This is a genomic window from Desulfomicrobium orale DSM 12838 (assembly GCF_001553625.1).
GTDB lineage: Bacteria > Desulfobacterota > Desulfovibrionia > Desulfovibrionales > Desulfomicrobiaceae > Desulfomicrobium > Desulfomicrobium orale.
In genome coordinates, this window is record NZ_CP014230.1 from 1,252,950 (window position 1) to 1,274,308 (window position 21,359).

The following is a 21,359-nucleotide window of genomic DNA, read 5'->3' on the forward strand; positions in this document are numbered from 1 at the left end:
TGAGCGGTATGGCCCGGGCTGCGGGAAAAGTGTCAGAACTCCGGGGCTTGCGTTTCGAGCATGCGCAGGGCCTGGGCGGCGGCTCCCTGTTCCGCCTTGCGCATGCTGCGTTCCGTCCATTCCACCTGCCTGCCGTCGGGCAGGGTCAGGGTCACTGTGTACTTTTTGGCGTGTTCCGGTCCGCGGCTGTCGCTCAAAGTATAGACGGGACGGGCTTTCCAGACGCGTTGCGTGAGTTCCTGCAATTGGCTTTTGAAATCTCTCGGTCGGAAGATTTCCGGTGGCGAGGGCCACTGCCCGGCGTACATGTGCTCAACGCAGCTCTGGGCCGCCTGGAGGCCGCCATCCAGATAGACGGCGCCCAGAAGCGCCTCCAGACCGTCGCTCAGTACGGAATTCTTGTCCCGCCCGCCCTGAGCCTGTTCTCCCTTGCCCAGCAGCAGGCACGGGCCAAGGCCGATGCGCCGGGCTACCGCGGCCAGAGCCTGTTCGCTGACCAGGGCGGAACGCATGCGGGTCAGCTGTCCTTCCTGAGCTTCCGGGAACTTCTGAAACAGTTTGTGGGATACTGCCAGTTCCAGCACGGCGTCGCCCAGAAATTCCAGCCGTTCGTTGTGCTCTCCGCCGTGTTCATTGGCGTGGGACGTATGGGTGAGGGCTTGGATGAAAAGCTTGACTTGGCTGAATTCATAATGAAGTTCAGCCTCTAGCGCATGGAGCGCATCCGCTGGAATTTCCTGAGACATCAAGGTACTCCATGAGAGACGTCCACCTGCACGCTCTGTTTTCTCCGAACTCCATAGCCATAGTCGGAACTGCTGGAAATGCGGGCTCCCCCGCGCGTGCCGTGCTGTCGAATCTTGAGAACTGGGGGTATCAGGGGCAAATTGTGTCCGTCAATTGGACCGGTGCCGCGGATGGCCAGCTCCCGCATCCCTGTCCGGAATTGGCCGTTCTCTGCCTGGAGCCGGAAGAGACTCCCGGCGCACTGGAATGGCTGGCAGATGCGGGCGTGCAGGCCGCCATTGTCATCTCCGCCGGTTTCCGGGAAATCGGCGGCCGGGGGTATCATCTGGAAGAGCGTCTCACGCGGCTCGCTTCCAGCAGGAACATGACTCTCCTGGGTCCCAACTGCCTGGGCGTGGCGTCCTGGGGCGGGAACATGAACGCCTCTCTTGTCTCCCGACTGCCGGGCCGGGGTAACATCGCTTTTTTTTCTCCTTCGGGCTCCATGTGCAGCGCGGTTCTGGACTGGGCGGCCAGCGAGGAGGTCGGGCTTTCCAGATTCGCGAGTCTGGGCAACCGGGCCATCATCGACGAAGCGGCTATGCTCCAGTTTCTGGCCGATGATCCGGATACGGCCGTGATCATGGGCTATCTGGAGGGCATGAACAGCGGCCGCCGTTTTGCCCGCATCAGCCAGACCATCACCCGGGAAAAACCTGTCATCATGCTCCAGGCGGGCATGACTGAACATGGACAGAAAGCCATTTCTTCCCATGCGGGCGCGCTTACCGGCTCCGAACGCGCTTGGCAGACGGCCTTGAGACAGGCGGGCATCATCCGTACGGACAGTCTGTCCTCATTTTTCAATCTGGCCCGCATGTTCGGCTCCCAGCCTCTTCCGACCGGCCCCAATCTGGCCATCATCACCAATTCCGGTGGAGCGGGCATCCTCGCGGCCGATGCGCTCTCCGGGACGAGTATCAATCTGGCCCGGCTCGGCCCTGAAACCATGTCCCGTCTGGAGTCCTGCCTGCCCCGGTACGCCAGGGCGGCCAACCCCGTGGATGTGGACATGTCCGCCCGTCCGGCACAGTATGCTCAGGCGCTTTCCATCGTACTCGAAGACCGGCGCGTGCACATGGCTCTGGTGGTGGCTACACCGGGTGTGGGACTGGACATGTCCGAAGTGGTCCACGCTCTGGCCGAAGGACCCCGGAAAACCGGCAAGCCGGTGGCCGTCTGCCTGCTGGGCCGGGAGGGTGTGGCCGAAGAGAAGCGCTACCTTCAGGCCCGGGGTCTGCCCTGCTATGCCAACCCCAAGGACGCTCTGGCCGCGTTCGACGCCATGTTCGGCTATGCCCAGTGGAAGGCCAGCCCCTATCCAGTAGAGGTCAGTTACCGTCGGGACCGGGCCAAGGCCGGGCAGTTCCTGCGGGACTGTCTGCAGGCGGGAAAGACCGAATTGTCCGGCATCGAGATGCAGACCCTGCTTCAGGCTTATGAACTCCAGTTTCCCCAGGCGGAACTGGCGCGCACCAGCAAAAGCGCGGTCAAGATAGCCAAACGGCTGGCCGGTTCCGTGGCCCTGAAAGTCGCTTCGCCGCACATTGAATACAAAAGCGACGTGGGCGGCGTGGAGCTTGGCCTGCAATCTCCGGAAGACGTACGCCGGGCCTTTGTGCTGCTCACGGCGCGGGTGCAGCGGCTGCGTCGGGAGGCCTTCATTTCCGGGTGTGTCGTTCAGGAAATGGTGGAGGGAAAATTTGCGGAGGCCCGCGTCAGCGTGCAGCGCGATCCCCACTTCGGGCCGCTGATCAGCCTGAGCTTTCCCGGCGACCGGGCCGGGATGCCTCATGAGTCCCTGCGGCTGGCGCCTCTTTCCCTGGAAGACGCGAGCGGCATGATGCGGGATCTGAAGTTTTTCTCCCTGTCCGGGCGGGAGCGCGGGCGAGCCGTTCTGGACGCAAGGGCGCTGGAGGATGTACTGTTTACCGCGTCGCAGATGACCCTGGATTTTCCTGAAATCTACACTCTGGAACTGGACCCGGTGCTGGTCGCGCAGCGGGGGGCCTGGGTGGCCGGAGCGCGGATGACGCTTCTGCCGCACGCGGACTAGCCGGTCTTTTCCGGGCACATTTTTGGGAGGGATGGAGATGGTCGGAATCTACATTGGAGCCACGGCCGGGTATTCCGGAAAAAACATGGTGGCGATGGGTATCGGGCTCAGATTGCAAAAGGACGGCTACCGAGTCGGATACATGAAGCCCGTGGGCGCCCTGCCTCAGGAGAAGGAGGGCCGCCTCGGCGACGGTGACGCCTTTTTCGTTCAGGATGTTCTGGGCCTGAACGAAGACCCCTCCCTGGTCACTCCCGTGGTGGTGAATCATGATTTCAAAATGAAGGCTTTCGCGGGAAAATGTGAGGACCTCATCCCCAGAATCAGGTCCGCCTATGAGAAGCTCGGCCAGAACAAGGACGTGATGATCGTTTCCGGCTCCGGCAGCATGTTTTCCGGAAAATACTGCAATGTGGACGGCATCAGCGTGGTGCGGGCCCTGGGTATCAAAAGCATTATCATTGACCGTTACGTGAAGGAGCTCAACTACGACTATCTCATGGCCATGAAGGAGGCCCTCGGCGAGCAATTGGCCGGGGTGCTTCTGAACGACATTCCTCCGGCTTTCCGGGAAGAGCTGGACACGCTGCTGCATCCGTTTCTGGAGAACAAGGGCATCAAGGTGCTGGGAAAAATTCCCACCGATCCGCTCATGGGGGCCATCAGGGTGTCCGATCTGGCCGAACGTCTGGGCGGCAGGGTGATCACGGCTCAGGACAAGTCCGAACGGGTGGTGGAGAATTTTCTGATCGGCACCATGCAGGTGGAAAATTTCATGACCCACTTCCGCAAGAGCAAGAGGTCGGCCATCATTGTGGGCGGGGACCGTTCGGATGTGCAGCTCGTGGCCCTGGAAGGGCAGTGTCAGTGTCTGGTGCTGACGGGCAACCTCTACCCCAATGACATCATCATGACCCGGGCCGAAGTGCTTGAAGTGCCCATTGTGGTGGTGCGCGACGATACCTTCTCCGTGGCCAAGAAGATGGAAGCCATCCTGTCCCGGCACAAGCTGCGGGATGTGATCAAAATCCAGCATGGCTCCCAGCTGGTCAGCTCCATCATCGATTTCGCCTACCTGAAGGAGACGCTGGGCATATAGATACTCCGCCCGCTTTGTTTTGGCATTTGGCATGTGAAGAGTCGCCCTTTTGGGCGGCTCTTTTTGCATGAAAATTTACCGCAGCATTTCAAGGAAAGCCTCGATGCGGACTTTCAGTTGTTCCGTGTCCGCCGGGGAATAGTCCGTGACGATCTGCAGGAAGGGCAGGTCCAGTTCGTCGCGGACAAATTTTTTGATGGACCACGATTCCACATCGTAGGTCTGGCATCCCTGCCAGGTCAGATCGACCACGGCGTCCGCCTGGAAATCCGCCGCCAGTTCCCTGAGCGTGTCATAGCGGTTGGGGTTGGGGGACATGACCGAACAGGGCGTATCCAGATAGCATCTGGCGAGGGCGGTCAGCGGATCGTCCGTTTCGTCGATCATCTGGCGGACTTTTTTGTAGCAGGTACAGCTGTCGATGCAGACGACGCTGGCGCCGCATTCCTCGAGCAGTTCGATGACCTTGTGGGAACCGAGCCCGGCCGGAACGCCCGTGAGCAGGATACGGGGCGCGTGATCCGCCGCCCGTGCTTCTCCCGACTCGCGTATTTCGGCGGCAATACCCCACAGAAGTCCGATGGCCCGTTCGTAGTCGGACATGAAGGAGACACGAAAGGAGATGTCCAGCAGGTCCATGCCCTTCAACGGAGACGGCTTGAGTTTGGCGAGGTCGAGGACATCCTTCAGGGCCACGCGCAGGCGGTTGGTCAGGCGGATGGCGGCACGCAGCTTTTCCTCGGTGATGGACACGCCGAAATCCCGCTCCAGTCTGGCGACAAGTCCGGCGTACTGCGCCCGCCAGTAGGTGTGGGCCTCCTCGTCCTGAATCTGCGGGAGTTGCAGCAGCACGATCGGTTTGTACTCGGCCAGCAGTTCGTACATTTTTTTCTTGCCGTCGCAGGTGGTGTCCGCCACCACGATGTCCGAGGCCGCCAGATAGGGACAGCTGTCCTGAAGGGCGAAGCCGAAGCTGCTTTTGATCAGCGGACAGAGAGACCGAGGCAGCATGGTTTCCGCCGCCGGGATGGAGTCGTTTTTCGTGCCGCACAGGGACACGGGAATGGCGTCGGCGGCCAGGGCGATTTCAAGGGGCGAGTAGATGCAGTACTGTCCCACGACTTTTTTGCCGCCGGCCTTGGCTTCCTGAAGGGCCAGCACGTTACGCCCGGTGATGTCGCGGAAGTGTTCGAGAGTCGGGTAGGGCATGATTTCTCCTTGGGTTGACGTGGAAGAGGAACGGGTATCCGAACGTTTTTCAGAGCCGGGCGGCGACGAGAGCGGCTCCCAGCGCCCCGGCGATCTGCGGTTGATCGGGGATGTTCACCGGAATGCCGAGCTCCGCCGAAAGGATTCTGCCGAACGACGGGCTTATGCCCAGGCCGCCCGTGAAGGTGCATTCGCCCGTCATGGGGATGCGCGAGGCCAGGGCGGCCATGCGGCGGGCGATGGAACGGAAGACTCCCGCAGCGATGTTTTCGGGCGGCGTGCCCTGAGCCAGCAGGCCGATGATCTCCGTTTCCGCGAACACGGCGCACATGCTGGAGATGGCGGCCGGGGTCCCACGTCCGGCGGCTTCACCAAGCTCCGTAAGCTCCATGCCGAGGATGCCCGACAGTACCTGCAGAAACCGGCCGGTGCCTGCGGCGCATTTGTCGTTCATCATGAAATCCCGCACCGAGCCGTCGGATTCCGTGCTGATGACCTTGCTGTCCTGCCCGCCGATATCGAGCACGACGCCGGTGCGCGGAAAAAGATGCACGGCGCCGAGGGCGTGGCAGGTGATCTCCGTGACTGCTTTGGCCGCAAAGGGCAGGGACACGCGTCCGTACCCGGTGCCCACGATGCAAGACGGTGTGGACAGGCCCGCGTCGGCGCAGGCGGCGGCAAGGACTTTTTCTCCGGCCTCCCTGGAGTTCCAGCCCGTGGGCAGGACTGCGGAACCAAGGATGACGCGGGATTCGGGATCGAAGACAACGGCTTTTGCGGCTACCGAGCCGATATCGACACCGGCGACGGGCATGAATCCCTCCTGATGGTTGGGGGTTGAGCCGGAGCCCCGTTGTTTCCGGAGTCCAGCATATCGAGGATGGACGCGGTCAGCCGGGCGTAGGCCGGTTCGGCCCTGTTCCGGGGATGGGGAAGATCAACGGGAATGACGGCCTGGATGCGGCCGGGCCGGGCGGTCATGACCACTATTTTGTCGGCGAGGTACACGGCCTCGTCCACGCAGTGGGTCACGAACAGGATGGTGGTCTTGTGCTGCCGCCAGATGCGCAGCAGCTCCTTTTGCAGCAGGATGCGGGTGTGGGCGTCCAGTGCGCCGAAGGGCTCGTCCATGAGCAGCACGTCGGGTTCGTTGGCCAGAGCTCTGGCGATGGCCACCCGCTGGCGCATGCCGCCTGAGAGTTCGTGGGGCATGATATGGGCGAAGTCTTCCAGGGCCACCAGTTCGAGATATTTCCGCGCGGCGGCGTTTTGCTCGGCGCGGGATTTTCCGGAAAATTCAGGCCCGAGGGCTACGTTGCCTTGCACGGTACGCCACGGAAGCAGCGAATATTCCTGAAAGACCATGCCCACTTCGCGGCGCGGGGCGAGGACGGTCTGCCCGCGATAGAGAATTGCCCCTTCGCTGACGGGTTCCAGCCCGGCGGCCATGCGCAGAAACGTGGACTTTCCGCAGCCGCTCGGGCCGACGATGCAGACAAAGCCATTTTCGGAGATTTCGAGATCCAGGGCTTCCAGGGCCTGGATGGTCTCGCCGTTGCGGGCGGAAAACCGTTTTTGCACCTGGCGGGCGGAAAGAACCGGAGTTGTCATGTTTTTCGCCTATCGGGAAAGTTGTTTCCAGGAGTAGTGCCGCTTCTCGAACCACTGGAAGGCGAGGTCGAGCAGCGCGCCGACGGCGCTGATGCAGGCCATGCCCGCGATGACGACGTCCGTCCGGCCCACGGTGTAGGCGTGGGTGATGAGGTAGCCCACGCCCGAAAGGCTGCCGGGCAGCATCTCCGCCGAGACGAGGCACATCCAGGCCACGCCGAGGCCGATCCGCAGGCCGTTGACGATGGAAGGCGCGGCGGCGGGCAGGAGAATCTTCAGAAAAATGCCGGACTCCGAAGCCCCGAGGACGCGGGCAGAGTCGATGAGGGTGCGGCTTGCGGTCTGTACCCCGTGCACGGCGCTGGTCAGCACCGGGAAGAACGCGCCGACGAAGATGATGAAGAGCATCGAGAGTTTGAGGTTGTTGAAATAGAAGTACAGCTGCCCGCGGGGCAACCTGGCCAGGGTGGCCAGGCTTTCCACGCCGAACCAGGCCAGTACCAGCGGCACCCAGGCCAGGGGCGGAATGGGCCTGAACATTCCGAGAAACGCATTCAGCAGACGGTGGAGGCCCGCATAGTAACCCATGGCCACGCCGAGAGGTACGCCGATCAGCACTGCCACGGCGTAGCCGCACAGGACGCGGACCAGGCTGATGCCGATGTTGCCCGCAAGGCTCCCCATGCTGATGACGTTTCCGGTGGGATGGGCGAGCAGATCCGCCACCTGGGAAAGGGGCGGGAGAATCAGCTCGTTGCCTGTGGAGCGCGCCGCCCATTCCCAGACGGCGAAGAAGAAGAGCGGCACAAGAAGCGGCGCACACAGCGCGGAGAGGAATTTTGACATGATGATCCCTGACGGTTCCGGGCGGCATTTCCGGAAAGGGGAGCGGGCTCCCCTGCCGTCTACAGTTTGGTTGCTCTGTCGGATTCGATGAGCAGCGGTCTGGCCTGTTCGATGGACTTGTCCTTCAGCGCGCCGTTGAATTTGTGCATCCGGTTGAGCATATCCAGATAGGTCCCCGCGCCGCGCATCCAGTTTTCATTGAAGTCGTTCATGAACACGAGGGTGGACATGCGCCCGGCTTCCGGCGGCAGGCCGATCCATTTGGCCGCAATCTCCCCGGCTTCCTGCGGGTGCGCGTTGCACCACGTGTTGGCGTGTCTGATCAGGTCCACATAGGCGGAGACCACTTCGGGGTGGTTTTGCAGCATGTCTTCGGAGGCCACGGCCACGCAGCAGGGGAAATTGGCCCACTGTCCGGCGGGGGGCAGATCCGCCAGATTGATGATCACCTTGCCGGAACCCGTGGTCTGGGCCACTTCCGGAAACGGCGAGGGGCCGACCACGGCGTCCACCTGACCGGAAGTAAGGGATGCGAGGAGATTGCCCGTGTCCTTGAGGTCCACGAGAAGAATATCGGCTTCCATGTCCGACGGGTCGAGCGTCACCCGCAGTCCGGCCTGGACCAGTGCGCCTTCGAGCACGATTTTCGGAGCGCTCGTCGGCGAATGAAAGCCGATCCGGAAAGGCTCTCCGGCGTCTTTCACGTGTTTCATGAGGCTGTCCCAGCCGGTGAGCGGAGAATTTTTGGGTGCGACAAGGGCCATGCCTTCTGTCTGGAGAGGGCAGACGATTTTCATGGGGATGCCTTTGTCGATGCCGGCCATGATGGCGGTGATGGAGGCGATGCCCATGTCCAGATGCTTCTGGGCGAACAGGGTGGCGGTTTCGGAGCCGCTCTTCGCGACGACGAGATCAAGGATGGCTATGGGCTTGCCGTTTTTGACCAGCTCGTAGCTTTCGCGGTCCACAAGGGGATTGAGGCGGACATTTTGGTCCTTGAATATTTCGCTGTTGGACGCCGCCACGAGAAAGGGGGAATGGTGCGTGGTGAAGATGTAGCCGGCCTTGAAGGCCGGAAGTTCGGCCAGGGCCATGACCGGCAGGCAAAGGAGCAGGACGGCCGTGGCCGCCATGCGGCGAAGAAAGGTGGTGAACATGCGGACTTCTCCCGGGTTGAGGTGAACGAGTGCTCCGAAGCGGGTTCGGAAGCTTCCGGCATGGCGGCAGCCCGTTGCCGGCCGCCGTGCCGGCACAAAAAATCCCGTACGGAACCGTACGGGAGAAGCGATGGGAGAATGTCCGTCAGTGAAGGGCGGAAGGGGAAGCCGCTGTTTTCAGCGCACCGCCCGCAGCGACGGGGACATCCAGTCCCACCGCGGGTGGTGTCAGGTCATGCCTGAAGGAAAATAGCGGAAATGCGGCATAAAACCTCTGCTTGCGCCGGGGCGCTTGGTGCAAGGAACGCACGGGATATAAAAAAACGGCCCATCCATGTAAAGGGCCTGTCCGGTTTTTCGTTCCGGAAACGGCCCCTCCCGGCCGGACGCAGGTTTTCGTAAACGGCCGCGGCGTCAGATGTCCCGGATGGCCTGGGTCAGCTTCTTCTGGTCGTCCTTGAACAGTTTGTAGTTGATGGAATCTTCCAGAGCCTGGCGGCTGGCTTCGATGATGTTGTAGGACACTCCCACGGTGGTCCATCTGCTCTGGCTGTCCCCGGATTCGATGAGCACCCGCACTTCCGAGGCCGTGCCGCCGCTTCCGCGGGCCATGCCGGACAGCACGCGGACCTTGAAATCCATGAGGCGCATCTCCCCCAGATTAGGGTAGAAGCGTTCCAGAGCCTTGCGCAGGGCGCAGTCCATGGCGTTGACCGGGCCCTTGCCCGTGGCCGCCGTGTGCTCGACGACGCCGCCCACGCGCAGCATGACCGTGGCTTCGGTGAAGGGTTCCGCATCGGCGGTCAGCACGGAGTCCATGATCCGGACGCTGATCAGCCGGAAATAGCTCCGCGCCCGGCCCAGCACCCGGTTCACCAGCAGCTCGTAGGACGCCTCGGCGGCGGAGTACTCGTACCCTTTTTCCTCGCGCGTCTTCAGCTCCGTCAGAAGCTCCAGAACAAAGGGGTCGTCCTTGTCCAGGTCGAAGCCGTACTGCCGGGCCTTGAGCAGGATATTGGCCTGTCCGGCCAGATCCGAGAGCAGAACGCGCCGTTTGTTGCCCACCAGCTCCGGTTCGATGTGTTCGTAGGTGCGCGGGTTGCGGCGTACGGCGGAAACGTGGACCCCGCCCTTGTGCGTGAAAGCGGACTGCCCGATGTAGGGCTGGCGCTTGAAGGCACGCAGGTTGGCCACTTCGCTGACAAAGGCCGACGCGTCGCTCAGACGGCGCAGGTGGCCGTCAGGCAGACAGGACAGGCCCATCTTCAGTTCCAGATTGGGGATGATGGAGCAGAGGTTGGCGTTGCCGCACCGCTCGCCATAGCCGTTGATGGTGCCCTGGACGTGGACGGCCCCGTGTTCGACGGCGGCCAGGGAGTTAGCCACGGCCAGCTCACAGTCGTTGTGGGCGTGGATGCCGAGCCGGGCCTCGGGCAGGTCGCGGCGCACGGCGTCCATGATGGCCGCGATTTCTCCGGGCAGAGTGCCGCCGTTGGTGTCGCAGAGCACCAGCAGGTCCGCACGCGCTTCCAGAGCCTTGCGCAGACAGGCCGTGGCGTAGGCCGGGTCGGCCTTGTAGCCGTCGAAGAAATGCTCGGCGTCGTAGAAGAGCTCCCCGGCGTGGGAGCGCAGAAACGCCAGGGAATCGCGGATGAGTTCCAAATTGCGTTCCAGCGGGATTTGCAGAGCTTCGGTGACATGAATGTCCCAGGTCTTGCCGAAGATGGTCAGAACCGGCGCTCCGGATTCCACCAGGGCCAGCAGGTTTTCGTCCGCGTGGGCCGTGGTTTTGGCAGCGTGGGTGGAGCCGAAGGCTGCCAGTTTGGCTGTGCGTGGCCCGTGCTGGCGCATTTCTGCGAAGAATCGCTTGTCCCGCGGGTTGGAGCCCGGCCAGCCGCCTTCGATATAGGCCACGCCCAGGTGGTCGAGTCTGGCGGCGATGCGTTGTTTGTCCTCGGTGGAGAGGGTCAGTTCCTCGGACTGGGTGCCGTCGCGCAGGGTGGTGTCGTAAATCTGGACGGTTTGCATGTGGTTTCCCCTTGCCGGATGAAGTCACGAAAAAAGCCCCCGGCCTGATGCTCGGGGGCTTCTGGTGCGTGAAACGCGGATGCCGTCAGCTCCCCGAGGCCGTATCGCGGTCCATGATCAGAATGATGATGGCGGGGATGGCGTTCATATCGTTTTTGAAACTGAAGGGCTGGCCGTGATTTGTCAAGGCCGCTCACTGGGCGATCTTGATTTCCTGCGCGTCGATGACATCCATGCCGTTGTCCATCTCCCGCGAGCCGAGGACAATGGCCCGGCACCCGCCCAGGCCAGAGGCGTCGATGCCGCGCACGATGTAGTTGGTGGCGGCGGTGACCAGAATGACACCCGAAGAGGTTTCCTTGAGGATACCGTGTATTTCCATCGTTTCTCCGGCCAGGATCGGGGCCGGAGTCAGAACCAGCAGGGCGATGGTCAAAGTATCGCGGATATGGCGGGCAATGCGGTTCATGAATGCCTTCTTTCTCTTATTTTCAACAGGCTGAATACTTGGGTTGAACAAAAAATTACGCTGGAATTATGCGCAAACATGGCTTCTGTCAAACGCTGCTTGTTGGACAGTCGGATCGCAGCAGCGTCTTTTCGTGTCTCTGGCGGATGGGGAGTTGGCGCATGTGGTCCGCTTCCGGCCTGGATGAAGGTTATCTCACGGAAACGCCCGCACCGAGAAGGGTCAGGCCGCGGATGCGTTCCAGAAAGGCCCCCCGCCGTATATCCGGCCGGTCCTCGCCCGGGCGTAATGTGGATATGGACAGCTTGCCGGCCACGGCCCGGCCTTCCACGCCATCCGGAAGAGCGGTGCGCAGGCCCCACAGATTGTGCAGCATGAGCGGTTCATTGTGTTCATCGACACCCAGATACAGGCCGATGTGGCCCGGCAGCCAGACAAGGGAAGCGAAAGGAACGCCCCGCGTCCGGATGGTTTCGAGCTTGGCGTCCGGAGTCAGGCCGTTCAGGGAGATGAACTGGCCGCCCTGTCTGGCCTGCTGGACCGAATTGCGCGGCAGCCAGACGCCGAAAGGCAGGAAGAGGTCGCGCAGGGTGGAAGAGCAGTCCCGGTTTTCAAACATTCCGCCCCAGCCGTAGAGCTGCCCGGTCATGGCGTCGGCCAGTCCGGCCACGGCCCGCGCTGTCAGGGGCAGGGGCATGGGTGCGGCCTGCTGCGCGCTCAGTTCGGCCTCGCCCGTTTCGGCCCAGTTGTTCACGCCCCGCACGGGAACCTTCACCCGCAAGCCCGTGGCCGTCTGGCCGTGTATGGGAAAAATGGCTCCGATATGGGTCTGGCCGAGAAAGCGCACTCCGTCCATGAGCGGCGTGTCGTCCGCGATCAGGGCCGCCATGTGCCGGGATTCGTACGCGGCGCGGAAATCTTTTCCGGCCAGGGCCACGTCCTCGGCGCGGACCCAGCCGTGAGCGAAGGCCGTCTCCACGAGATACCAGGCCCGGTCGGCGGAAACATGGGTCACGAACACGGGCGTGCCGAGCCACAGGGCGCTGTTCTGGAAATAATCGAAGGGAAAACCCTCGCCTGGACGGGCCGGATCCAGAAAGAAGGGCCGCAGGGTCGGCAGGAGGCGCAGGGCGGTGTTCCGGGTGACAATGCCCGGACTGTGCATGGACGGATAGGCGGACATGTTCTGCAGGGCCACCAGACGGTCCCAGCGATCCCGCGGGTAGGGCTGCAGATTTTCCGCGTAACCCTGCTTGCCGCCGTAGGCGCGTACGCCCCAGAAGGCCTGTTCCGGAGACAGGGACGGCTTCTGCAGATGCCAGGGCGCGAAGAACCGCTCCAGAGCTCTGCCGTGCAGTACCGCCCGCTCGGCCTCCGGCAGCAGTGGTGCGTCCGAAAGCGGTACAGCCTCGGAGGCCAGTTGCGGCACATCGAAAACCACTTCGGGGAGAGGCCCGACGCGGGGCTCCTGGACAATGGCCGGTTCCCTGGCGGGAGGCGCTTCGGGCGGCGGTGCGGGTCTGGAAGCGCAGGCGCCCGCAAACAGCAGCAGGAGCAGCAGACAGAGCGGGAGGCTTGGTTTCATGGGGCGGCTCGCTGGAAGACGGGGAAAGCACTCACGCCGGTCCCGGTCCGCAAGGGGGACTGGCCGGAAACACGGCGCGGCGTGCGGCCATCAGTACACTTTCCATTTGGAGAAACCCTTGCCGATGACATTGAAGGTGTTCTCAAAAATGACGAAGGCGTCCGGGTCCAGGGTGAAGATCATTTCCTCCAGTTTTTTCTGCTGAAGGTTGTTGACCACCGTCATGACCACCTGCTTGGGCTGGCCCGTGTAGCCGCCCCGTCCTTCCAGAATGGTCACCCCGCGCTGGGCCCCCTCGATGATGGCCCGGGAAATGGCCTGGGCCTGATTGGAGATGATGAAGACCAGTTTGCGCTGGTTGAACATGCTCAGCACATGGTCCGTGACCTGGCCGCTGACAAAGACCGATATCAGGGAGTACATGACCACGTCCGTGTCCATGAGCCAGAAGCCCACGCCGAGCACGCACATATTGAACAGAAAGCCGATCTGCCCGATTCTGAACCCGAAACGCTGGTGCAGGATCACGGCGATGATATCGAGGCCGCCCGTGGAGCCGAAAGAACGCAGGGCCGTGCCGACGCCTCCGCCGAGCAGGGCCCCCGCGGCGATGGCCGCCAGCAGGCTGTCCTCTATGGGCAGGACCACGGAAGACAGCAGCTCCATCCAGATGGAGACGGCCGCCATGCCGTAGGCCGTATACAGCACGAATCTGCGGCTGACCAGGAACCAGCCGCCTATGGCTATGGGTATGTTCAGAAAGAGCAGCCACAGGCCCGGACTCAGGGTGCTCGTGAAGTAGTAGAAGAGCAGACTGATGCTCGAAACGCCGCCGGACAGAAATTCGTGCGGCACAGCCACGCTCTGGATGCTCAGGGCCACCAGCGAGCTGCCCAGGGTCAGCAGGAACAGGTTCCATGGAATGGAAAAAGCGTAGATGCGTAGTTTTGAATTCATGCGGCCCTCCATGCCCCGTGTGTGAAGGCTATGTCCAGTCTTTCGGGAGAGGTTTTTCCGGTGGATGCCCATGTTTTCCGGCCTGTTGTTTTCACGCTGCCGCGGCCAGGCTCCAGGCCCAGCAGGACAGAGCCGCCCCGGCTCCGCCTGCCGCGAGATTGAGCCCGCGCCATCCGGCCGCCTTCCGCCGCCCGGGCAGCAGGCCGAAAGGAAGGCCGCACAGCAGCCCGAACAGATGAGCCCCCACGTCCACTCTCTCTTCTCCTGCTCCCAGCATGGCCAGCAGGCTCAGGGCGAAGCCGAGAGACAGAAAGAGAATCCGCATGCGGCCTCCGGGTTTCAGGGCTCCTGCTCCGCCCGCCAGCACACCGACAAGCCCGAAGACGCCCGTGGACGCACCCACGCTGAGATGCCCCGGCCCCTGTATCCAGGCGTTGACGGCATTACCCAGGGCTCCCGTGAGCACGAAAAGGCCCCAGGTCAGCCCGGAGCCCAGACGCCTGCTCAGCAGGATGCCGAGGAGGGACAGGGCCGCGGCATTGGAAAGCAGATGTCCGGCGTCGGCGTGCAGAAAGAGGGCGGTCACGCAGCGCCACCATTCCCCGTGCAGAATCCGCCCTGAGTCGGCCCGGCCGTTCAGGTACCAGGCCGGGCGCGGGCCGGATTGCGGGTCCAGCCAGAGGGTCAGCAGCACGCATCCGCCTACGATCAGCAGGGAAATCCAGGAATTGTCGGGCAGGGGCTCGGGGCGCGGCAGGGTCCGGTTCTCGCGCTCGTAGGCCATGATTTCCGCACAGGCCGCCTGGGCCATGGCCGGGGAAACCAGAAGACGCGGCCCGGCTTCCGTCCGGCACAGAATGCCCTGAGATTGCAGAACCAGCATCCAGGTCCGCATGGTTTTCCTGTCAGGGAGGCTCTCCTCGCCGCCGGGGGCCAGCATGGGCAGGATGTCGATCACGGGGAGTCGTCGAAGGAAATCTGCCCGCGCAGGAAGGACCAGGCAAGGCCCAGGTATTCGTGCACAGCCAGATGGCAGGTCTCTATGTTCACTGCGCGGGGCAGCAGGTATTCGGACTCGCCCCGGCACCGGTAATACGCGGGCGCGGGCAGGGGGCGCAGCCCCTCGTGACGGAACAGCTTCACGGACCGGGGCATGTGCGAGGCCGATGTGACCAGTACGAAGGGGTCGTCGCCCACGATGCTCTTGATCTGCACGGCCTCGTCATGGGTGTCCATGGTTTTGTCTGCAAGGATGATGCGCCCCGGGTCGAATCCCAGACCGAGGGCCGCCTTGGCCATGACCCGGGCGTTGGGTTGTTCGTCCTTTATGGCTCCACCGCTCAAGATCAGCACTGCCTCCTGGAAATGTCCGGCCACGCGCAGACCCTCGGCCAGACGGAACAGGGCCGCTTCCTCCAGCATGGCCGCCGGGGGCAGCAGAGGGTTGGTGTGATGCCCCGAGCCCAGCACCACCACCCATTTCACCGGAGTTCCGGCCACGGCCGGGTCGGACAGGTTCAGAGCCGGATGGCGCTGTTCCAGCGGCTCCATCAGCCATGCGGCGACGGTATTCAGGGAAAAGACGTACAGCAGGGCTGTGCCGATGGCAAAAGGAGCCACCGCGTCCCGGAGACGGCGCAGAAAAATATGCAGAAAGCCGAGAGCGAAAAAAAGCAGGCAGACCGACAGCGGCATGAGCAGAGCGCCGATGATTTTCTTGAGCATGAAGCCGATGGAAAGGCTCATTGCCCACCCTCCATGCGCCGTTGCAGCAGCACGGCGTCGGCCAGCACCAGCCGGACCATGGCCGCAAGCACGGGCACAATGCGCGGGATGGCGCAGACGTCATGCCTGCCGCCCACGCGCACATATGTTTCCCGGCCGGAGCGGTCCACGGTCAACTGCTCCCTGGCGATGGAAGCGATGGGCTTGACGGCGGCCCGGAGCACGATGTCCTGACCCGTGGAAATGCCCGCCAGAATGCCTCCGGCGTTGTTGGACAGGAAACCTTCCGCGCGCATGGGGTCGTTGTTCTCGCTGCCCGAAGCGCGCGCCGCCGCGAATCCGGAGCCGATCTCCACGCCCTTGACCGCGCCCACGCTCATGACGGCAGCGGCCAGACGGGCGTCGAGCTTGTCGAAGACCGGCTCGCCAAGTCCCGCAGGCACGCCTGTGGCCCGCACTTCGACGATGCCGCCCACGGTGTCTCCGCGGGAAACAGCTTCCCGGACCACTTGTTCCCACTTTACCGCCGCATCGGGGGCGGCCGCGAAGAAAGGACGGTCCTGAGCGCCGTCCAGGTCCGTTGCCCCCGCAGGCACGCCGCCCAGTTCCACGGCGGCGGCCCGGACAGCCACCCCGATGGTGTCCAGAAAGGCTCCGGCCACGGCTCCGCCCGCCACGCGGGAGACGGTTTCCCGGCCCGAAGCCCGTCCGCCGCCATGGTAATCCCGCAGGCCGTACTTGGCCTCGTAACTCATGTCGCCGTGACCGGGGCGGAATATATTTCTGATGGCTTCGTAATCGCGGGAACGCTGGTCCGTGTTTTCCACGGCAAAGCCGATGCTCGTGCCCGTGGTCCGGCCCTCGAAAACCCCGGACAGCAGCCGGATACGGTCCGCTTCCGCACGCGCGGTGACGGCCGGCCCGCCCTGGCCCGGACGGCGTCTGTCCAGTTCGGCCTGGATCATGGCCTCGCTCAGTCCGATTCCGGCCGGGCAGCCGTCCACAACGCCGCCCAGTGCCGGACCGTGGGATTCCCCGAATGTGGTCAGCCGGAAAAGTACGCCGAAAGTATTGCCCGCCACCTGTCCTCCCGTCTGCCTTCCGTACCCGCCGAAACGGGACGTCAGTACGCCTTGCCCCGCTTGCACCAGTCCGCGTACAGCGTCTCGCGCTCTCCGGCGGACCAGGCACTCCTGTCATACATGCCCGCCGCGCGGCGCTGGCGCATGGCCTCGTACAGGATGGCCGCCGCGGCCACCGAAACATTCAGGCTCTGCACCATGCCGAACATGGGGATATATATTTCATCGGGCACGTGCCGCCGCACATCCGGGTCCATGCCCCGGTGTTCGTTGCCCAGCACCACGGCCGTGGGCCGGGTGAAATCCACGTCCATCACCGGCCGCGCCGAAGCCCCGAAGCCCGTGCCCACGATCTGCATGCCCTGTCCGCGCAGGGAGGCGATCATGGCTTCGGCGTCACGGTGCCGGGTCTGTTCCACCCATTTCTTGGCCGAACCCGAAGAACTGTTGGCCAGAGCGGGGAAGCTTTCCTTGGTATAATAGAGATGCACGCCGAACACGCCGAAGGCGTCGCAGCTGCGCAGAATGGCCGAGACGTTGTGGGGATCGTGGATGTTGTTCAGCACCAGGGTCAGGTCCGGCTGGCGTTTTTCCAGTACGTTTCTCAGCCGGGCCTTGCGGGCGTCGGTCAGATATCTGTCAGGCATGTTTGCGGATGAGCGGCCGTCGGCCGGGAAGATGCCGAAATTTTCATGTTTTCGCCAGACCGCGCGAGGCGCAGCACATATTCCTGATTTCCTTTGGGGCCCTTCACTCCGGCGGGCAGTGCGCCCAGATCCGTCAGGCCGAGTTCCGTGCGGGCGAATTCCCGGATTTCCTCCACGGCCCGCCGTTGCAGCTCTTCCGAGCGGACGACGCCCTTGACCGTATGTTCCGGCCCCAGCTCGAACTGCGGCTTGACCAGGGCCAGTACCTGGCCGCCTCCTTTCAGGAAGCGGACACAGGGCGGCAGAATGAGTTTCAGGGAGATGAAGGAGCAGTCCGCCACGACCAGATCCACCTCTTCGGGGAGCAGATCGGGCGTGGCGTGGCGCAGATTGACGCGCTCCAGATTGATCACCCGTTCGTCCTGCACCAGTTTCCAGTGCAGCTGGCCGTGACCCACGTCCACGGCGTAGACCCGCTTCGCTCCGGCCTGCAACAGGCAGTCCGTGAATCCGCCCGTGGACGCGCCCGCGTCCAGAGCGGTCAGACCGGCGACATCCAGACCGAAACCCTCCAGCGCCGAGAGCAGCTTGTACCCGCCGCGCGAGACGAAGCGTTCACCCTGCCGGACCTCCAGCTCCGCTGTGCGCGGCACCTGCTGCCCCGGCTTGGCCACCGGCGTTCTGCGGCCGTTTCGCGTCAGAAACACCTGCCCGGCCATGATCAGCCGTTTGGCTTTTTCCCGGCTCTCGGCCAGTCCCTGTTCGGCCATGACCACATCGGCGCGGTCCAGGTTTCCGGCCATGCCCTACCCTTGCACGGCTTCATCGGCCCAGAAGATGAGTCCCAGACTGTGCGGATCGCGTAGAAGCGGATGACAGGGCAGGACCCGCACCGTGAACCCGAATTTGCCTGCGGACAGAGGTCTGGCCGAGCCCCGGTAGATGTGCCAGCCGTCCTCGGTTTGCCCTTCGGGATGCATGATGAACGTGGACCGGCTCGAAAAGCTCCCGGTGTAGTCGAGGGGGCCGGTGTATATTTCCACCTGAATGTCCGCGATATCCAGATCCCGCACCAGAATTTCGGCACTGACCTCCAGATCTTCGCCCACGAACATTTCCCCGTTCGAGCCGCTGCGGATGTTGCGGATGCCCAGCTCTCCCCAGCTGGTCAGAAGCTTCATGCGCCACTCGGCCAGTTCTCTGGCCGGGCGGTACCCGTCGGCCGACAGCCGGGCGTAGCTGTCGCTGGAGGGCAGATAGGCCCGCCGGGCATATTCCTCCACCATGCGGTGCCCGTTGAACACCGGTCCCAGAAGCTTCAGGGCCTGCTTCATGCGCTGCGCCCAGCGCCGGGGGAAGGAACTCTGTCCGCGTTCATAGAAAAGCGGAATGACGTCATTCTCCAGAATGTTGTACAGAATCTGGCTCTCCACGAAATCCTGGTATTCCAGGTCGTCGTACTTCTCGGCGTTGCCGATGGCCCAGCCCACGCTGTTGTCGGGCATCCAGGCCTCGTCCCACCAGCCGTCCAGAGTGCTCAGGTTCAGCACGCCGTTGGCCATGGCCTTCATGCCGCTGGTGCCGCAGGCTTCCAGAGGACGGCGGGGGTTGTTCAGCCATACGTCGCAGCCCTGCACCAGATGCCGGGCCACCTGTATGTCGTAGTCCTCCAGAAAGACCATCTTGGCCTGCGTGTCCTTGGCCTGACACAGGGCTATCAGCTCCTGAATGATCTTCTTTCCCTCGTTGTCCCTGGGATGGGCCTTGCCCGCGAAGATGAACTGGATGGGCCGGGCCGGATTGGACATGAGCCGTTTCAGGCGGTCGTCGTCCTTGAGCAGCAGGTAGGCCCGCTTGTACGAGGCGAAGCGGCGGGCAAAGCCGATGGTCAGGGCTTCGGGATCGAGCACGTTCTCCGCGATTTCCAGCTCCCAGTTGCGGCCGCCCCGGGAAATGATCTGCTTCTGCATCCGGCGCCGCACGAAATCCACCAGCCGCTCCCGCAGCCGCTCGTGAGTGCGCCACAGCTCGATGTCCGGAATGGTGCCGAATTTTTCCCCCACCCGTTCGCAGTCCGGATCCTCTCGCCAGGACTGTCCCAGAAAGCGGTCGTAGAGCATGGACATTTCCGGCGCCACCCAGGAGGGGAAGTGAATCCCGTTGGTCACGGAGGTGATGGGCACATCCTTTTCCGGGTACTGGGGCCAGACTCTGGCCCACATTTTCCGGGAAACCTCGCCGTGCAGGCGGCTTACGCCGTTGTTGAACCTCGACAGGCGCAGGGCCAGCACCGTCATGCAGAAGGTTTCGCTGTCGTCACGGGTGTTTTCCCTCCCCAGGGCCAGGAAGACCTTCCAGGAAAGGCCCAGATCGGCGGCGTATTCCTGAAAATAGCGCTCCATGAGCTCCATCGGAAAGCGGTCATTGCCCGCCGGGACCGGGGTGTGCGTGGTGAATACGGAACTCTGGGCCACCAGTTCCATGGCGGCCTCGAAACTCAGACCCCGCTCGTGCATGAGCGCCCGGATGCGTTCCAGTCCGGCGAAGGCGGAATGTCCCTCGTTCATGTGGATGACCCGGGGCGACATGCCCATGGCCTCCAGGGCCTTGACCCCGCCGATGCCCAGCAGAAATTCCTGCATGATCCGCATTTCCAGGTCGCCGCCGTAGAGCTGGGCCGTTATTTCCCTGCGGTCCGGCGTGTTCTCGGCGACATTGGTATCCATGAGGAAGAGGGGAATCCGGCCCACGTCGGCCCGCCAGATGCGGAAGAAAAGCGGCCGTCCCTGCATGACGATGCGTACCCTGAGCGGTTCGGCGTTGGCGTCCAGCACGGGGGAAAGGGGCATCTCGTCGAAATCGTTGGCCTGGTAGCGCTCCTGCTGCCAGCCGTCATGGGTCAGATACTGCCGGAAAAAACCGCGCTGATAGCAGAGTCCTACACCCACCAGGGGGATGTTCAGGTCGCTGGCGGACTTGAGATGGTCTCCCGCCAGAATGCCCAGTCCTCCGGAATACACGGGCAGACACTGGGCGATACCATACTCGGCGCTGAAATAGGCGACCACCGGCCCCTGCCCCAGGCCGTCGAAACCGGCGGAACCGCGTTTCTCCATATATTTCCGGAAGTTCGCAGCAACGGTTGACAGGCGGTCCAGGAAAAATTCATCCTCCGCCAGTTCTTCCAGCATGCCCTGAGGCAGGTGGTTCAGGAACAGGACGGGATTGTGTTCGCTCTTTTCCCACAGCTCTCTGTCCATCTGGGCGAAAAAATCTTCCACCTCGTGGTGCCAGGAGAAATACAGGTTATGCGCCAGGTCCTTCAGCGGTTGCAGCCTTTCCGGCAGTTTGGGTACAACGGTATAGGTGTGGAACGGTTGCATGGGTTTCTCCCCGGGGTGCTGGATGTTGCGGATGGTGCAGGGCCTTTTTCCGGCGGGGCGCTTCCGTCCGGAAGCGGTGTGTGCGCCGGAACATATGGCTCCTGCCCGATATTTGAACTTTTTGGGGCGTGAGCGCCAGAGAAAATTTTACGGAGGACGCATGACCTTCTGTTCCGAGGAAACCACCGTTCGGGTCAAGGTCCGGTTCCTGTCCCCGGTATGTTCCGGGGAGACCTTCACATACGCCACTCCGGGCTCGGCCGGTATCGACCTGCGGGCCTGCATGGAAGAAGCAGAGGTATGCATCGGGCCGGGCGGCCGCCATGCCTTTCCCACAGGGGTGGCTCTGGAATGCACGATGCCGGGAGTGGCCGGATTTGTCTATTCCAGGAGCGGCCTCGGGACCAGAGACGGGCTGGTGGTGGCTCAGGGCGTGGGCGTCATCGATCCGGACTACAGGGGCGAGATCATTGTCTGCCTGCTCAATACCTCGGACCGGGAGCGTATCGTGGTCCGGGGCCAGCGCATCGCCCAGCTGGTCTTTCAGCCTGTCTTCAGGGCCTGTCTGGAACCCGTGGCCGAACTTTCGGAAACCCTTCGCGGCGCGGGCGGCTTCGGCCACACGGGAAAATCCTGATTTCCTGCCCGCAGGGAAATTTTTCCGGCGGTGCGGGCAAGCCGCATAAAACCGGTTATTCCACGGCGGGCACCGCGCCCTT

The 21,359-nt window shown here is 63.1% G+C and carries 19 protein-coding genes; 3 read left to right on the forward strand and 16 right to left on the reverse strand.

Annotated elements, in window-relative coordinates; translation table 11 throughout:
• Positions 1-32: 32 nt before the first annotated feature.
• Positions 33-746, reverse strand: coding sequence for a ribonuclease III (gene rnc / locus AXF15_RS05650; RefSeq protein ID WP_083517893.1), 714 nt, complete (start codon positions 744-746; stop codon positions 33-35).
• Between the two features lie 11 nt (positions 747-757).
• On the opposite strand from rnc, the gene AXF15_RS05655 reads away from it, so the two are divergent.
• Positions 758-2,842 (forward strand): acetate--CoA ligase family protein, encoded by a 2,085-nt coding sequence (locus tag AXF15_RS05655; protein ID WP_083517894.1) that lies wholly within the window; start codon positions 758-760, stop codon positions 2,840-2,842.
• A 37-nt stretch (positions 2,843-2,879) separates the two neighbouring features.
• The gene (locus tag AXF15_RS05660) at positions 2,880-3,941 is read left to right on the forward strand and encodes a phosphotransacetylase family protein (RefSeq protein WP_066608709.1); all 1,062 of its coding nucleotides are present in this window, start codon (positions 2,880-2,882) and stop codon (positions 3,939-3,941) included.
• A 75-nt stretch (positions 3,942-4,016) separates the two neighbouring features.
• Here AXF15_RS05660 and AXF15_RS05665 read toward each other — a convergent pair whose 3' ends face one another.
• From AXF15_RS05665 to glgP, 15 genes are all read right to left on the reverse strand, one after another.
• Positions 4,017-5,150 (reverse strand): double-cubane-cluster-containing anaerobic reductase, encoded by a 1,134-nt coding sequence (locus AXF15_RS05665; RefSeq protein ID WP_066604506.1) that lies wholly within the window; start codon positions 5,148-5,150, stop codon positions 4,017-4,019.
• A gap of 49 nt (positions 5,151-5,199) precedes the next feature.
• A complete protein-coding gene (locus AXF15_RS05670) occupies positions 5,200-5,964 on the reverse strand; it encodes an acyl-CoA dehydratase activase (RefSeq protein ID WP_066604509.1) in 765 nt (254 codons plus the stop codon).
• Positions 5,931-6,761: an ABC transporter ATP-binding protein gene (locus AXF15_RS05675; protein ID WP_083517895.1), complete on the reverse strand. Its 831-nt coding sequence runs from the start codon at positions 6,759-6,761 to the stop codon at positions 5,931-5,933. The genes AXF15_RS05670 and AXF15_RS05675 overlap by 34 nt, the downstream gene beginning before the upstream one ends.
• 9 nt (positions 6,762-6,770) lie before the next feature.
• Positions 6,771-7,607 (reverse strand): ABC transporter permease, encoded by an 837-nt coding sequence (locus tag AXF15_RS05680; RefSeq protein ID WP_066604512.1) that lies wholly within the window; start codon positions 7,605-7,607, stop codon positions 6,771-6,773.
• A 59-nt stretch (positions 7,608-7,666) separates the two neighbouring features.
• Positions 7,667-8,764 carry an ABC transporter substrate-binding protein gene (locus AXF15_RS05685; RefSeq protein WP_066604515.1) on the reverse strand — a complete coding sequence of 366 codons (1,098 nt, stop codon included), beginning with the start codon at positions 8,762-8,764 and terminating at the stop codon, positions 7,667-7,669.
• A gap of 414 nt (positions 8,765-9,178) precedes the next feature.
• Positions 9,179-10,792, reverse strand: a complete 1,614-nt coding sequence (cimA, locus tag AXF15_RS05690; RefSeq protein ID WP_066604517.1) for a citramalate synthase — start codon at positions 10,790-10,792, stop codon at positions 9,179-9,181.
• A gap of 193 nt (positions 10,793-10,985) precedes the next feature.
• Positions 10,986-11,261, reverse strand: a complete 276-nt coding sequence (locus AXF15_RS05695; RefSeq protein WP_066604519.1) for a hypothetical protein — start codon at positions 11,259-11,261, stop codon at positions 10,986-10,988.
• A 190-nt stretch (positions 11,262-11,451) separates the two neighbouring features.
• The gene (locus AXF15_RS05700; RefSeq protein ID WP_066604521.1) at positions 11,452-12,846 is read right to left on the reverse strand and encodes an SH3 domain-containing protein; all 1,395 of its coding nucleotides are present in this window, start codon (positions 12,844-12,846) and stop codon (positions 11,452-11,454) included.
• 90 nt (positions 12,847-12,936) lie between these two features.
• Positions 12,937-13,803 carry a YitT family protein gene (locus AXF15_RS05705; protein ID WP_066604526.1) on the reverse strand — a complete coding sequence of 289 codons (867 nt, stop codon included), beginning with the start codon at positions 13,801-13,803 and terminating at the stop codon, positions 12,937-12,939.
• Positions 13,804-13,894: 91 nt separating this feature from the next.
• Complete coding sequence (locus AXF15_RS05710; RefSeq protein WP_066604528.1) at positions 13,895-14,761, reverse strand: rhomboid family intramembrane serine protease; 867 nt, start codon at positions 14,759-14,761, stop codon at positions 13,895-13,897.
• Positions 14,758-15,549, reverse strand: a complete 792-nt coding sequence (locus AXF15_RS05715) for an ElyC/SanA/YdcF family protein (protein WP_066604530.1) — start codon at positions 15,547-15,549, stop codon at positions 14,758-14,760. The genes AXF15_RS05710 and AXF15_RS05715 overlap by 4 nt, the downstream gene beginning before the upstream one ends.
• On the reverse strand, positions 15,546-16,610 hold the full coding sequence (gene aroC / locus AXF15_RS05720) for a chorismate synthase (RefSeq protein WP_066608711.1): 1,065 nt from the start codon (positions 16,608-16,610) through the stop codon (positions 15,546-15,548). Before aroC ends, AXF15_RS05715 begins: the two co-directional genes overlap by 4 nt.
• Before the next feature lie 41 nt (positions 16,611-16,651).
• Complete coding sequence (locus tag AXF15_RS05725) at positions 16,652-17,257, reverse strand: TrmH family RNA methyltransferase (RefSeq protein WP_066604533.1); 606 nt, start codon at positions 17,255-17,257, stop codon at positions 16,652-16,654.
• Complete coding sequence (locus tag AXF15_RS05730) at positions 17,239-18,060, reverse strand: TlyA family RNA methyltransferase (RefSeq protein ID WP_083517896.1); 822 nt, start codon at positions 18,058-18,060, stop codon at positions 17,239-17,241. The genes AXF15_RS05725 and AXF15_RS05730 overlap by 19 nt, the downstream gene beginning before the upstream one ends.
• A gap of 3 nt (positions 18,061-18,063) precedes the next feature.
• Positions 18,064-20,640 carry an alpha-glucan family phosphorylase gene (gene glgP / locus AXF15_RS05735; protein WP_066604535.1) on the reverse strand — a complete coding sequence of 859 codons (2,577 nt, stop codon included), beginning with the start codon at positions 20,638-20,640 and terminating at the stop codon, positions 18,064-18,066.
• Between the two features lie 160 nt (positions 20,641-20,800).
• Between glgP and dut the strand changes: the two genes are divergently transcribed.
• Positions 20,801-21,277: a dUTP diphosphatase gene (dut, locus tag AXF15_RS05740; RefSeq protein WP_066608713.1), complete on the forward strand. Its 477-nt coding sequence runs from the start codon at positions 20,801-20,803 to the stop codon at positions 21,275-21,277.
• Positions 21,278-21,359: the final 82 nt, after the last annotated feature.

Coding starts and splice junctions, on each gene's coding strand:
- AXF15_RS05660 (WP_066608709.1), top strand. CDS start 2,880: ATGGTCGGAATCTACATTGGAGCCACGGCCGGGTATTCCGGAAAAAAC.
- AXF15_RS05655 (WP_083517894.1), top strand. CDS start 758: ATGAGAGACGTCCACCTGCACGCTCTGTTTTCTCCGAACTCCATAGCC.
- AXF15_RS05695 (WP_066604519.1), bottom strand. CDS start 11,261: ATGAACCGCATTGCCCGCCATATCCGCGATACTTTGACCATCGCCCTG.
- AXF15_RS05675 (WP_083517895.1), bottom strand. CDS start 6,761: ATGACAACTCCGGTTCTTTCCGCCCGCCAGGTGCAAAAACGGTTTTCC.
- cimA (WP_066604517.1), bottom strand. CDS start 10,792: ATGCAAACCGTCCAGATTTACGACACCACCCTGCGCGACGGCACCCAG.
- AXF15_RS05715 (WP_066604530.1), bottom strand. CDS start 15,549: ATGAGCCTTTCCATCGGCTTCATGCTCAAGAAAATCATCGGCGCTCTG.
- dut (WP_066608713.1), top strand. CDS start 20,801: ATGACCTTCTGTTCCGAGGAAACCACCGTTCGGGTCAAGGTCCGGTTC.
- AXF15_RS05730 (WP_083517896.1), bottom strand. CDS start 18,060: ATGGCCGGAAACCTGGACCGCGCCGATGTGGTCATGGCCGAACAGGGA.
- AXF15_RS05700 (WP_066604521.1), bottom strand. CDS start 12,846: ATGAAACCAAGCCTCCCGCTCTGTCTGCTGCTCCTGCTGCTGTTTGCG.
- AXF15_RS05705 (WP_066604526.1), bottom strand. CDS start 13,803: ATGAATTCAAAACTACGCATCTACGCTTTTTCCATTCCATGGAACCTG.
- AXF15_RS05725 (WP_066604533.1), bottom strand. CDS start 17,257: ATGCCTGACAGATATCTGACCGACGCCCGCAAGGCCCGGCTGAGAAAC.
- AXF15_RS05665 (WP_066604506.1), bottom strand. CDS start 5,150: ATGCCCTACCCGACTCTCGAACACTTCCGCGACATCACCGGGCGTAAC.
- glgP (WP_066604535.1), bottom strand. CDS start 20,640: ATGCAACCGTTCCACACCTATACCGTTGTACCCAAACTGCCGGAAAGG.
- AXF15_RS05670 (WP_066604509.1), bottom strand. CDS start 5,964: ATGCCCGTCGCCGGTGTCGATATCGGCTCGGTAGCCGCAAAAGCCGTT.
- rnc (WP_083517893.1), bottom strand. CDS start 746: ATGTCTCAGGAAATTCCAGCGGATGCGCTCCATGCGCTAGAGGCTGAA.
- AXF15_RS05680 (WP_066604512.1), bottom strand. CDS start 7,607: ATGTCAAAATTCCTCTCCGCGCTGTGTGCGCCGCTTCTTGTGCCGCTC.
- AXF15_RS05685 (WP_066604515.1), bottom strand. CDS start 8,764: ATGTTCACCACCTTTCTTCGCCGCATGGCGGCCACGGCCGTCCTGCTC.